Origin of the sequence: Paenarthrobacter sp. AT5 (assembly GCF_032764245.1) — a bacterium.
GTDB classification, from domain to species: Bacteria; Actinomycetota; Actinomycetes; order Actinomycetales; family Micrococcaceae; genus Arthrobacter; species Arthrobacter ureafaciens.
The window spans coordinates 3,022,454-3,034,750 of the sequence record NZ_CP136441.1 but is presented as its reverse complement, the minus strand read 5'-3'; the positions used below and the strand labels follow the sequence as shown (position 1 = coordinate 3,034,750).

The window sequence follows — 12,297 nt, the reverse complement described above, 5'->3', positions numbered from 1 at the left end:
CACATTACCGCTTGGGTGCCAGCGGCAGGGCAGAATGGATGCATGCCCCGCTCCAACAGGCCCCGTCGCAACGCGTCCGGCATGCGTTCCAGCAAATGGGCCGGCGAGCCTCCTGATCTGGACCTTGAAAGGGCCCGGGCAGGTATCGCGAGGCGGGAAAGCGCACCCGACGGCGACTGGATGGTCCGGACGATGACCGCCCGGAAAGCGGAGAAACAATACATCTGCCCGGGTTGCTCCACCGCCATCATGCCCGGCATCGCGCACCTGGTGGTGTGGTCGGACAGCCACCTGTTCGGTGAAGCTGCGGGCCTGGCCGAGCGGAGGCATTGGCACACCAATTGCTGGACTACCCGGACCTACCGCTACCGCTGATTCCCTTAGGCTGGATGCCATGACTTTCGATCCCGCCAGCTTCGTCTTCACGCCCCAGGATGCTCCATCGGAAATCCGTGCTTCCACTGTGCTTCCCGCCCGTCGGGAGAATGTGGAGTTCACCACAGAGGACGGAAAAGTCTTGGTTGGGGAGTTGGCGCTGCCGGAGTCCGGGGAGATTGCGGCCACGCTCATAACCCTCCACCCGCTGCCCACCCATGGCGGATTCATGGACTCCCACGTGTACCGCAAAGCCTCCTACCGCTTGCCGGCGCTCTCCGGGGTGGCGGTCCTGCGGTTCAACACGCGCGGCACCAGTTCCCCGCGGGGTACCAGCGACGGCGGGTTCGAAGAGGGGATCGGGGAGCGCTACGACGTCGAAGCCGCGGTCCGCTTCGCCGTGGAGCGCGGGCTGCCGAACCGCTGGTTGGTGGGGTGGTCCTTCGGAACCGAGCTGGCGCTGATGTACGGGGCCGTGGAGCCGGTTGCCTCACAGGTGGAAGGGGCAATCCTGTTGTCGCCGCCCCTGCACCGTGCCACCGATGTGCATCTGAAGGAGTGGGCTGCAGCCGGCAAACCGCTGACGGTGCTTGTCCCGGAGCATGACGATTACCTCCAGCCTGCCGAGGCCGCCCGGCGCTTCAGCCTGGTGCCGCAAGCGCGGCTGGTGGGAGTCGACGGCGCCAAGCACCTCTGGGTCGGAGAGAAGTACGCGGCGCGCGTCCTGGATGAAATCGTCGACGACGTCACGGAAGCGGGTGCGGGCGCGGACGGATTGCCGCGGACCTGGGTGGGGCCGGTAGCGCAGGGTTAGGGCCCGGCAGCGCTCAGCGCGACAGTGCCCGTCAGTGCCGGTCTTGCCGGACGATGAACACTTCCTTGATCAGCAGCATGATGGCCGCCGCTGTCGGGATGGCGATCAGGGCGCCCAGGACGCCCAGGAGGCTGCCGCCGGCGATGACGGAGATCACGGCAACGGCCCCCGGCACGGCTACGGCCCGCTGCATGATGCGCGGGGAGATGAAGTATGCCTCGAACTGCAGGTAGGCAAAGTAGGCGATCGCGTAAATCACGGCCGTCTGCCATCCGGCGGTGAGTGCCACCAAGATGACCACGACGGCGGCGATCATGCCGCCGACCAGCGGAATGAACGCCAGCAACGCCACCACAAAGGCCAGCAGGACGCTGAAGGGGATGCCCAGGATAGTCATCACGATGAACGCGAACAGTGCATTCAGGAGTGCGACGCAGGCCTGGCCTATGACGTAGTTGCCCACGGAATCGGTGATGGCCTCCGACAGGGCTTCGACCCGGGGCCGGCGTGAACGCGGAGCCAGGCGGTAGGCCCACCGCTTCATGGAGGGAAGCGCGGCCAGGAAGTAGAGGCTGAGCACCAGGACGATCAGCGTGCCGAACAGGCCGTTGGCCACGGACGAGCCGAAGCCCACTACGCCGCCGAAGATTCCGCCGACTGCCTCGGAGTTTTGGCCGAACTTGTCCAGTTCCGTGGTGATCCTCTCCCGGAGGCCAAACTGGTTGTCCACCGTCCGGAAGAAGTCGGAGTTGAGGAAATCGCGGATCCAGTCGGGAGCCTGGCGCACAATCTCCGATACCTGGCCCACTATGGTGGGGATCAGGGTGGCGAAGAAACCGGCGACGGCGAGGACCAGCACGGATACCGAGATGAGGATTCCGGCAGGGCGGGGAATCTTGCGGGATTCGAGCCAGCGCACCACGGGGTCGAGCCCCAGGGCTATGAACAGTGCGGTGACGATCCACAACAACAACTGCGTCGTATTGCTGGCGATGTAGTACACCAGCAATGCGACCCCGACGCCGGCAGTACCCATGAACCCGACGTACAGGGGATGCTGCGAGGACATCCTGGGGCCGGGGGCCCCGAAGTTGCCTTCGTCCTCTCCCTTTAAGCGCTCCGCGTAGTCATCGGATTCGTCCTCGGGCGGCATTTCGAACCGGACGCGCGTCCGGGCGCCGGGTATGGGCTGGCGCAGCCTACGGCCCAAAGCCGCCCAGCGTCCCGTCCGCACCGGGACCGTCACGGAGGTCCCCTCGGCGGGGGCGTCCACGCCGGGCGTACCGGATCCGTCGACGGGCCGGGGGTCCAAGTGGTCTTTCACGCGGGTCGGGTTCCTTTGCTCGGTAACGACGGTTATGTCATCTCGGCGGCATTTCCGGGCCTAAAAGCAGCCCGGGTACCATGATGATCGCCACACTATCAGGAGCCTGTATTTGCGCTTTGACAGCGCCGTTACGGGGATTCGGGTGTGTCCGGGCCCGAGGCCCGATCTGACTCTTTGATAACAAAACGGTTACCCTTGAAGTTCAACGACCGCTGATGATAGGTGATCCTGTGCGTTTGAAGACTGCAGCCACGCTGGTGCTGCTGGGCCTGCTGACGATGCTGGCCGGCATTGGCCAGCTGACTTTCTGGGCCCCCTCCGAGACCGTGACGGCCTCGGTACCCAGTGACACTAAAGCTGCCCCGTTGACGGTAATCGACCAGAAGTTGATTGCCCTCCACGAGGGTCCGGTGAAGATCAAGATCCAAGGTGAAGGAAACTTCATCGTCGCCACGGGACGGCCCGACGACGTCGAAGCCTGGGTGGGCGAAACCGCCCACAACACCCTCACCGGGGTATCGCAGGACCAGAAGTCGCTGGAAGTCACCGCGGAGGACGGCGAGGCTACGGCCCCCACGCCGGTAGGTTCGGATCTTTGGGTCAACACCGAAGAAGGCAGCGGCGAGCTCGACTACACGTGGAACCCGCCGGCCGGCGGCGAGTGGTCGCTGCTGGTAGCCAGCGACGGAACCAAGCCCGCGCCGTCGTCGATCTCCATGACGTTCCCGAACAACGCCACCACACCGTGGGCTGTTCCGCTCATCGTCCTGGGCATCATCATCATCCTTGTCGGCGCGGCACTGCCGTTTGTCGCCAGGGCACTGGCCGCACGCCGCAAGGACAACGACGACGATGCCCCCCGTGATGGCGGAGAGACCACCGCTCTTCCGGTGCAGTCGCCCGCAGACGGCGCCGACCGCCGTCGTACGCCAGGTACAGAAGGGTCCGCCCTCCGCGTCACTGCCGTTGCCGGCGCCCTCGTGGCCACGCTGGTGGGCGGAACGGCCGTCGCGGCCCAGGCCGTGCCGGCATCGAACCCGGGTTCCCCGAGCGCCCCGGCCGCCGAAGGCGGCGACGCGCAACCCGTCATGCTCGAGTCCCAGCTCCAGCGCATCCTCGAACAGGTGGCCAGCACTGTGGATGCAGCCGATGCCGCCAAGGACGCCGCCAAGCTGGCACCGCGCGTGGACATGATGGAACTCCAGGTCCGCACGGCCAACTACAAGATCCGTTCCGCGGTTTCGGCCTACGAGGCACGCATGCCTGTCCGCGCCACCAAGCTGCAAAGCAGTGTTATCAGCACCAAGCGCGACTGGCCGCGTACGGTCTTCGCACTGACCCAGGGCGACGGCAACGTGGTCCCGCAGGTGCTGACCTTGGTCCAGCTCTCGCCGCGCGAGAACTACAAGCTGTGGGGAACGGCTCCCCTTCAGCCCGGCACCAACTTCCCCTCGTTCCCGGTGCCCCGTGAAGGAACCGCCCCTGCCGCTGCCGATGACAAGACGGGCCTTGCCTACAGCGGCAACGAAGCTTTGGGCATCCTTGGTGAGATGCTGACCACGCCGGACTCGCCCAACCGCAGCAAGCTTGCTGACGGGCAGTCCTCGCCTTACATCGCCGGTGCCCTGACGTACCAGGCGGAGACGGTCAAGAACGGTACCAGCGCCAACTTCAAATTCACCCATACCCCGGTCACCAACCAGACGGTAGTGCTTCGCACGGCCGACGGCGGTGCCCTGGTGGTCGGCCGCCTGGACTTCTCCTTCGAGGGAACTCCCAAGGCCGCCGGTGACAAGCTGATCCTTGAAGACGATTCAGCCGTCTTTGCCGGTGGCAAGGAAACCACGACGGGTATGTCGCTGAACTTCGCAGAGTCGGTGGCGGTCTACATTCCGCCGGCCGGTTCCTCGGATCCGATGAAGCTCGTGGCTGCGACCCGCGGCCTCGTGGGAGCCAGCTTCAAGTAGCCTTCCCACGGCATGGCAGCGGCTAGAGTGGTCGGTATGAGTTCGCCCGGATACCGTCCCACTCCAGCCGCTGCCAGTCAGCTTAACCTTCGTGGCGCCGTCGACCTCTCGTCGTTGCGCCGGCCTCCCGCACCGCCGCAGCCGCCTGTCGCGGCCGCCTCTCCGGAGCCCACGGAGAACGGAGAAGCTGCAGCCGGAGGCCCGTCGCTGCGCGTCGACGCCACGGAAACAAATTTCCAGGACCTGGTGCAGCTGTCCGCCCAGGTGCCTGTGCTCTTCCTTTTGTGGTCGCGCTACGCGGCCGATTCGCCCGGCGTGCTTGCCGCAGCGCAGCGCGTCGTGGAAAGCTTCGGGGGCAGGCTGGTCCTCGCTGCTGCGGACGTAGACACCTTCCCGCAGCTTGCCCAGGCATTTCAGGTACAGGCCGTTCCCACGGCCGTTGCCGTGGTCAAAGGCCAGCCGGTTCCCCTCTTCCAAGGGCCTGCCGACGACGCCCAAATCAAGAGCCTTGTGGAGGAACTCCTCCAAGTGGCAGCCGCCAACGGCGTGACCGGAAGCATCGGCGACGGCACCCAGGGTGCTGAAGCAGAGCCGGAACCCCTTCCGCCGCTGCACCAAGCCGCAATCCACGCGATTGAAGCCGGCGACTACGCCGGTGCAGCCGCCGCCTACAAGCAGGCGCTCCTCGAACAACCGGCTGATGCTGATGCGAAGGCGGGCCTGGCCCAGGTCGAGCTGATGGCCCGACTGGAAAAACTGAGCGCGGCAGATGCCGAAAGCCTCAGGGAACTTGCCGCACAGGAGCCTGATAACGTCCACGCGCAGCTGGGCGTCGCCGATCTTGATGTGTCCGGCGGGCACGTCGAGGACGGCTTCAACCGCATCATTGCCTTCATCGGGCGGAACTTTGGGCAGGAAAGGGAAGCAGCCCGTGTTCGGCTCCTTGAGCTGTTCGAGGTAGTGGGTGTATCCGACGAACGTGTTGCCAAGGCGCGGCAAGGGTTGGCGAGGGTGTTGTTCTAGTGCCCTCCGCGCTGTTCAGCCCGCTCCAGCTGCGTTCGCTCACCATCGCGCATCGCGGCTGGGTTTCTCCCATGTGCCAGTACAGCTGCCTGCCGGAGACGGGGGAGGGGGTGCCCAACGACTGGCACCTGATGCATCTTGGTTCCTTTGCGTCCGGAGGTGCGGCCCTGATCATGAGCGAGGCGGCAGCGGTCAACCCCGCCGGACGGATCAGCCCGCGCGATGCCGGCCTGTACTCTGACGAACAGGCGGCTGCGTGGGAGCGTATCGTCGGATTTGTCCATGCCCACGGGGCCGTGGACTGCAAGATCGGCGCACAGCTGGCCCACGCCGGGCGGAAGGCCTCTACTTACTGGCCCTTCTCCGGGAAATCCGGGACCGTTCCTCCTGCAGACGGTGGTTGGCCAACGGTGGGGCCCACAACGGATGCTTTTGACGGCTACGCAGCGCCGGCGGCGATGACGGAAGAAGAAATTCTTGGCGTTGTGGCCGACTTTGCAGCCGCAGCGCAACGAGCGGTGTCGATCGGCTTCGACACCGTTGAGATCCATGGCGCCCACGGCTACCTCCTGCACCAGTTCCAGAGCCCCCTGATCAATACCCGCTCGGACGCGTGGGGCGGGGACGAAGCCGGCCGCAACCGCCTCATGCTCTCCGTGGTGGACGCCGTCCGGGCTGTGATCCCCGATTCGATGCCGTTGCTCCTGCGGATCTCCGCGTCGGATTGGGCCGACGGGGGAGTCGATGTGGAGGCCTCGGTCCGCCTCGCCCGTGCGGCCGCAGAGCGCGGCGTGGACCTTGTTGACGTTTCCAGCGGCGGCGCGGTTGCCCACCAGTCCATCAAGGCCGTGCCCGGCTACCAGGCCGGCTTCGCCGAGCGGGTAAAGCACGACGCCGGTGTTCCCACCGGAGCTGTGGGGCTGCTGACCAGCCCCACCCAGGCAGAAGACATCGTCGCCAACGGGCGGGCCGACGCCGTGTTCATGGCCCGCGCTGCACTACGCGACCCGCACTGGTGGTTGCGCGCTGCATACGAGATCGGGCACGAAATTTCGTGGGTTCCACAATACGAACGGGCCATTCCGCGCCACGGCTTTTAGCTCTGACGGAGGCGGACAGTGCCCGGCTAGGCTGGAGGCATGAGGGAACCAGACCATGAAAACAGCAGCCAGTCCCTGCCCGCTCAGGAGCCGTCGGTAACGGCCCACCCGCAGGAGGTATTCGGGGCGACACAAACTCCCGGGGTCCAGCAGCCTTCTGCGTTGTCCATCCGCGGACTCGCCAAGCGCTTTGGTGACAAAATTGCCGTCGACGGTGTGAGCCTCGAAGTTCCGGCCGGGTCGTTTTATGGAATGGTTGGCCCCAACGGGGCCGGCAAAACCACCACCTTGTCCATGGCCACCGGACTGCTCCGTCCGGATTTCGGCACCGCACTGGTACACGGGGTGGACGTGTGGGCGCGTCCCTTGGAAGCCAAGAAACTCATGGGAGTGCTGCCGGACGGTGTCCGCTTGTTTGACAGGCTCACCGGCGAACAATTGCTGACCTACGCAGGTCTGCTGCGCGGTATGGACCGGGACGTGGTTAAGTCCCGGGTGGGTGAGCTGCTGGCAGCCTTCGACCTGCAAGCTGATGCGGGTTCGCTGGTGGTGGACTATTCAGCGGGCATGACCAAGAAGATTGCGCTGGCCTCTGCCTTGATCCATGCGCCCCGGCTCCTCGTCTTGGACGAGCCCTTCGAGTCCGTGGACCCTGTTTCCGCGGCCAACATCAGGGGAATCCTGGACGGCTATGTAGCCTCCGGGGGAACCGTCATCGTCTCCAGCCACGTCATGGACCTCGTGCAGCGCATGTGCAGCCACGTAGCCGTGGTTGCCGGTGGCCGGGTCCTGGCTGCCGGTTCCGTGGACGAGGTCCGCGCAGGCTCCACCCTGGAAGAACGCTTTGTCCAGCTTGTGGGTGGCGGTCACCGGACGGAGGGGCTCGAATGGTTGCGCACCTTCTGAGGCTCAAGTGGCGGCTGCTGCTGAACGGCTTTAGACGCAGCCCGCTTCAATTGATTGGTATGGGCCTTGGCCTGCTTTATGCCCTCGGCATGCTGTCGCTCCTTATCGGAGGCCTGATTGCACTTCGCTGGGCTGATGCCGGGATTGCCCACACCGTGGTGGTGTTGGGAGGTGCGGCGGCCATCCTCAGCTGGGGAATCATCCCGCTGGTGGCTTCCGCTGCGGACATGACGCTGGATCCGGCGCGGTTCAGCAGTTACGCCATACCGCCAAGGCAATTGCTCGCGGGCCTGGCATTGGCCGGGTTCATCGGGATACCGGGACTGGCAACACTGTTGGCAGCCCTGGGCACGGTAGGGACATGGTCCCGGAGTTTTCCGGCTGCCGTGGGAGCCTTGATCGGTGCTCTCCTGGGTGCCCTGACGTGCATAGTGCTGTCCAAGGTCGTCACGACGGCGACGGCCGGGCTGGCGTCTTCGCGCCGGTTCAAGGACGTTAGCAGCATCATCGTCTTCATTCCCCTGGTGCTTTTGGGGCCCATCATGATGGGGATCGTGGAGGGCATCCGTGGCAGTGGGGATTACCTGCAGGCACTTGCCCGCTCCGTCTCCTGGACGCCGTTGGGTGCGGCATGGTCCCTTGGCGGCGACCTGGAAGCCGGGAACTTCGCGGCTGCAGGACTTAAGGCCGTCGTTGCCCTGTCCACCCTTGCGTTGTTGCTGTGGTGCTGGCACGTCCTGTTGCAGCGGGCGCTGGTCACGCCTCCGTATTCCGGCGGCTCCGCAAAGAAGGGCGGCAAACTCGGCCTGTTCGGGGTGCTTCCCGGCACGCCCGCCGGAGCGGTGGCCGCGAGGGCACTGGTGTACTGGTTGAAGGACCCGCGATACGCCGGCTCCTTGGTGGTGATACCGCTGCTTCCGGTGATCTTCTTCTTCAGCGGAAGCCAGACGGGCAGCTATGGCATGCTGATGATCCTCGGCCCGCTGACGGCGTTCATGATGGCTTGGTCCATTTCCGCCGATGTCTCCTACGACAACACGGCTTTTGCCTTGCACCTGGCTTCCGGGGTCCGTGGCGTGGATGACCGACTGGGCCGCGCGCTGGCTTGCCTTGTTACTTCCTTGCCCGTGGTCCTGGTCTTCACCATTGGCCCTATCGCCGTCACCGGAGACTGGATCTGGCTCCCGAATCTTCTGGGCCTCGCTGTGGGAACGTTGTTCTCCGGCCTCGGATTGTCGTCGGTCATTTCTGCCCGCTACAACGTCGCTGTTCCTCTGCCCGGCGACAGCCCGTTCAAGAAGCCGCCTGGCAATGTGGCCCAGACACTCGCGGTGCAGGGCGTGGGCATGCTGGTCCTTACCGTCCTGCTGCTGCCCGAGTTGGCATTGGTACTGGTTCAAGTCATCGCAGGCGGGCCGGAGGCGGGATGGGTCAACCTTGCCATAGGACCGTTGCTGGGGATCGCCCTCTTCATAACAGGTGTGCGGTTGGGCGGGAGATGGCTGGACGTCCGTGGTCCTGAACTGTTCGCGCAATTGAGCGTGAACCGGTGAGCGCATGTCACAACCCTGCCAGCACCATGATTAGTTATAGGACATGGGATATCCTCGAGAGTAATTTGTAAGCATCCGCAACCGTTGAAAGGCCCGACGATGGAAGTTGTCATTCTCCCCGGCACCAAACAGATAGGCGCTTTGGCTGCCGACGCCATCGAGGCGCTGGTCAGGAGGAAGCCCAACGCGGTGCTGGGCTTGGCCACGGGATCTTCGCCGCTGCCCATCTACGACGAACTTGCCCGACGCTACGAAGCCGGCAACCTGGACTTCAGCCAGGCCCATGGGTTTGCGTTGGACGAATACGTCGGGCTTGAGGCTGGTCACCCGGAGTCTTACCGCGAGGTTATTCGGCGCGAGTTCACCAACCGGGTGAACATCAAGCCTGAGAATGTCCACAGTCCGGACGGTACCGCGGCGGATCTGGTGGCCGCCTGCCAGGCGTACGAGGATGCCATCAAAGCGGCCGGTGGGGTGGATCTGCAGATATTGGGCGTGGGGACTGACGGCCACATCGGGTTCAACGAGCCCGGCTCCTCGCTTGCCTCGCGCACCCGCATCAAGACCCTCATTGAGCAAACCCGTAAGGACAACGCCAGGTTCTTCAGGAACATCGATGAAGTTCCGCACCATGTTGTCACCCAGGGCCTTGGGACCATCATGGACGCCAAGCATGTGATCCTGGTGGCAACGGGTGCCCAAAAAGCCCAAGCCGTGCGGGATTTCGTCGAGGGGCCGGTGGCGGCGATCTGTGCCGCGTCCGTGCTTCAGATGCACCCCCATGCCACCATCCTGGTTGACGAAGCCGCGGCGTCCTCGCTGAAGTTGGCCGATTACTATCGCCACACCTACGACAACAAGCCGGAGTGGCAGGGGCTTTAGCCGGTAGGATGGATGGCATGACTACGCTTCCTCCGGATCCATTCGAGAACGACCCCATGCGAGAGCTTTCCGGAGCCGGAACGTCCACTGCCACCATTGAGCGCGAGGAAACGCGCCAGGAAGTGGAACCCGGCGATCGTGAGCGGTTTGCGCACTATGTGCGGAAAGAAAAGATCATGGAGTCGGCAATGACCGGCGAGCCCGTCATTGCCCTCTGCGGCAAGGTCTGGACGCCGGGCCGTGATCCCAAGAAGTTCCCTGTCTGCCCGGAGTGCAAGGAGATCTATGACGGCCTCCGTCCGGGCAACGACGGCGGCCCGGGCGATTCCAAGTAGTGGCCGGAAAGTCACACCAAGCCCTCTTTGATCACTGCCGCTTAGCGGCTTGCCGCCCCGTTCCGGCCGTGAGGCCGGAAGCGCCGGGCGCTGCCATTTGCCTGGGGGACCTCGCATGACAGAAACACTTTTTGGTGGCCCATCCCTGCCTCCCGCCTATCCGGAACGCGCAGCGTGGGGCACCGCCCCGAAGCTGCGCGCCTGGCAGCAGGAGGCCCTGGACCTCTACATGACCCGCAGCCCCAAGGACTTCCTTGCCGTTGCTACGCCGGGTGCCGGTAAGACGACCTTCGCGCTGCGGATTGCCACCACTTTGCTCGACACCGGCGTGGTCAACCGCGTGACCATCGTGGCGCCGACCGACCACTTGAAGAGGCAGTGGGCAGATGCCGCCGCCCGTGTCGGAATTGCCATTGATCCCAACTTCAAGAATTCCGATGGCCAGCACGGCCGCGGATTCGTTGGTGTTGCCGTGACCTACGCCCAGGTGGCCAGCAAGCCCATGTTGCATCGGGCCAAGACCGAAGCCGCACGCACGCTCGTGATCCTGGACGAGATCCACCACGGCGGCGAAGCGCTGTCCTGGGGTGACGGGCTTCGCGAAGCCTTTGATCCGGCCGCGCGCCGCTTGTCCCTGACGGGTACGCCCTTCCGCTCGGATACTTCCCCGATTCCGTTCGTTGAGTACGCGGAGGACCGGGACGGAATCAGGCGTTCCAAGGCCGACTACACCTACGGGTACGGTGACGCACTCCGCGACCACGTGGTGCGTCCGGTACTCTTCATGGCCTACTCGGGCCAGATGCGCTGGCGCACCAGTGCCGGTGATGAGATGGCGGCCTCGCTCGGCGAAGCGGCGGTCACCAAGGACATCACGTCCCAGGCATGGCGAACAGCACTGAACCCGGCAGGTGAATGGATTCCTGCTGTCCTCGCTGCGGCTGACAAACGCTTGAGCGAGGTCCGCCGGACCGTTCCCGACGCCGGGGCGCTGGTCATTGCCACGGACCACGAGGATGCGCGCGCTTACGCCGGGCAGTTGAAGAAGATCACCGGCGAATCGCCCACGGTGATCCTTTCCGATGATTCCAAGGCATCGAGCAAGATCGAGGAATTCTCCGCAGGAAACCAGCGATGGATGGTTGCGGTCCGCATGGTGTCGGAAGGCGTCGACGTTCCCCGCCTGGCGGTGGGTGTCTATGCGACGTCAACGTCCACGCCGCTCTTTTTCGCCCAGGCAGTAGGTCGCTTCGTGCGTGCCCGCAAGCGGGGCGAGACGGCGTCGGTCTTCCTGCCGTCCGTACCGCCGCTGATGGTCCTCGCGAACTCGATGGAGGCCGAACGGGACCACGCGCTTGACCGGCCGGAGAAGGACGACGACGGCCTTTTCAACCCTGAGGAAAACCTCATGGCGGAGGCCAACCGTGAGGATAAGGCCTCTGACGAACTCACCAAGGGGAAGTTCGAGGCCCTGGACTCCCAGGCCTCGTTTGACCGTGTGCTGTTCGACGGCGGCGAGTTCGGCACCGGGGGAGACATCGGTTCGGACGAGGAGCTCGACTTTCTGGGCATCCCGGGGCTCCTCGACGCCGACCAAGTGGGCATGCTCCTCCGCCAGCGCCAGCACGAACAGCAGTCGCGCAGGAATCGGAAGGCTCCGGCAGCGGAAGCAGCCCCCGCCATACCGGATCACCGCATGCTGATGGATCTGCGGAACGAATTGGCCAAGAATGTCTCCGCCTGGTCCGCGCGGACCGGAACCCCCCATGGCGTGGTGCACACAAAGCTGCGGGAATTGTGTGGCGGCCCGGCCGTGGCGCAAGCGAACGAAGAACAGCTTCAGGCTCGCCTGCGCAAGCTCCAGGACTGGTTCATCGGACGCAAGTAGCCCGCCCGGCGCTTCCTCTATCACGTCCCGACGGGTTGGGGCCCTTCCTCTATCACGTCCCGACGTGTTGGGGGGTTTCCTCTATCACTGGTGCCTTCAAGAAAATGAACGAAACGCACCCCAAAAG

11 protein-coding genes are annotated in these 12,297 nt (G+C 64.7%); 10 read left to right on the top strand and 1 reads right to left on the bottom strand.

The window, feature by feature from the left end; all coding sequences use genetic code 11:
- Positions 1-42 precede the first annotated feature (42 nt).
- Both RI444_RS13970 and RI444_RS13965 read left to right on the top strand, forming a co-directional pair.
- Positions 43-375: a hypothetical protein gene (locus RI444_RS13970; protein WP_021470986.1), complete on the top strand. Its 333-nt coding sequence runs from the start codon at positions 43-45 to the stop codon at positions 373-375.
- 19 nt (positions 376-394) lie between these two features.
- A complete protein-coding gene (locus tag RI444_RS13965; RefSeq protein ID WP_207604454.1) occupies positions 395-1,189 on the top strand; it encodes an alpha/beta hydrolase in 795 nt (264 codons plus the stop codon).
- Positions 1,190-1,220: 31 nt separating this feature from the next.
- On the opposite strand, the gene RI444_RS13960 is transcribed toward RI444_RS13965, so the two are convergent.
- Positions 1,221-2,513: an AI-2E family transporter gene (locus RI444_RS13960; RefSeq protein ID WP_021470984.1), complete on the bottom strand. Its 1,293-nt coding sequence runs from the start codon at positions 2,511-2,513 to the stop codon at positions 1,221-1,223.
- A gap of 218 nt (positions 2,514-2,731) precedes the next feature.
- Between RI444_RS13960 and RI444_RS13955 the strand changes: the two genes are divergently transcribed.
- The 8 genes from RI444_RS13955 to RI444_RS13920 all read left to right on the top strand — a co-directional run bounded on the left by RI444_RS13955 (position 2,732) and on the right by RI444_RS13920 (position 12,170).
- The gene (locus RI444_RS13955) at positions 2,732-4,483 is read left to right on the top strand and encodes a hypothetical protein (RefSeq protein WP_021470983.1); all 1,752 of its coding nucleotides are present in this window, start codon (positions 2,732-2,734) and stop codon (positions 4,481-4,483) included.
- Positions 4,484-4,519: 36 nt separating this feature from the next.
- On the top strand, positions 4,520-5,506 hold the full coding sequence (locus tag RI444_RS13950; protein WP_207604455.1) for a tetratricopeptide repeat protein: 987 nt from the start codon (positions 4,520-4,522) through the stop codon (positions 5,504-5,506).
- Entirely contained in the window at positions 5,506-6,606 is a 1,101-nt protein-coding gene (locus tag RI444_RS13945; RefSeq protein ID WP_207604456.1) for an NADH:flavin oxidoreductase/NADH oxidase, read from the top strand. Before RI444_RS13950 ends, RI444_RS13945 begins: the two co-directional genes overlap by 1 nt.
- A 39-nt stretch (positions 6,607-6,645) precedes the next feature.
- Entirely contained in the window at positions 6,646-7,512 is an 867-nt protein-coding gene (locus RI444_RS13940; protein WP_242703039.1) for an ABC transporter ATP-binding protein, read from the top strand.
- The gene (locus RI444_RS13935; RefSeq protein WP_207604457.1) at positions 7,494-9,065 is read left to right on the top strand and encodes a transporter; all 1,572 of its coding nucleotides are present in this window, start codon (positions 7,494-7,496) and stop codon (positions 9,063-9,065) included. The genes RI444_RS13940 and RI444_RS13935 overlap by 19 nt, the downstream gene beginning before the upstream one ends.
- Positions 9,066-9,164: 99 nt before the next feature.
- Entirely contained in the window at positions 9,165-9,947 is a 783-nt protein-coding gene (gene nagB / locus RI444_RS13930) for a glucosamine-6-phosphate deaminase (RefSeq protein ID WP_062097151.1), read from the top strand.
- Positions 9,948-9,955: 8 nt separating this feature from the next.
- Entirely contained in the window at positions 9,956-10,282 is a 327-nt protein-coding gene (locus RI444_RS13925) for a DUF3039 domain-containing protein (RefSeq protein ID WP_062097149.1), read from the top strand.
- 115 nt (positions 10,283-10,397) lie between these two features.
- Positions 10,398-12,170, top strand: a complete 1,773-nt coding sequence (locus RI444_RS13920; RefSeq protein ID WP_062097147.1) for a DEAD/DEAH box helicase — start codon at positions 10,398-10,400, stop codon at positions 12,168-12,170.
- The last annotated feature ends 127 nt before the right edge of the window (positions 12,171-12,297 follow it).

Coding starts and splice junctions, on each gene's coding strand:
- RI444_RS13955 (WP_021470983.1), top strand. CDS start 2,732: ATGATAGGTGATCCTGTGCGTTTGAAGACTGCAGCCACGCTGGTGCTG.
- RI444_RS13940 (WP_242703039.1), top strand. CDS start 6,646: ATGAGGGAACCAGACCATGAAAACAGCAGCCAGTCCCTGCCCGCTCAG.
- RI444_RS13965 (WP_207604454.1), top strand. CDS start 395: ATGACTTTCGATCCCGCCAGCTTCGTCTTCACGCCCCAGGATGCTCCA.
- RI444_RS13970 (WP_021470986.1), top strand. CDS start 43: ATGCCCCGCTCCAACAGGCCCCGTCGCAACGCGTCCGGCATGCGTTCC.
- RI444_RS13950 (WP_207604455.1), top strand. CDS start 4,520: ATGAGTTCGCCCGGATACCGTCCCACTCCAGCCGCTGCCAGTCAGCTT.
- nagB (WP_062097151.1), top strand. CDS start 9,165: ATGGAAGTTGTCATTCTCCCCGGCACCAAACAGATAGGCGCTTTGGCT.
- RI444_RS13920 (WP_062097147.1), top strand. CDS start 10,398: ATGACAGAAACACTTTTTGGTGGCCCATCCCTGCCTCCCGCCTATCCG.
- RI444_RS13935 (WP_207604457.1), top strand. CDS start 7,494: ATGGTTGCGCACCTTCTGAGGCTCAAGTGGCGGCTGCTGCTGAACGGC.
- RI444_RS13925 (WP_062097149.1), top strand. CDS start 9,956: ATGGATGGCATGACTACGCTTCCTCCGGATCCATTCGAGAACGACCCC.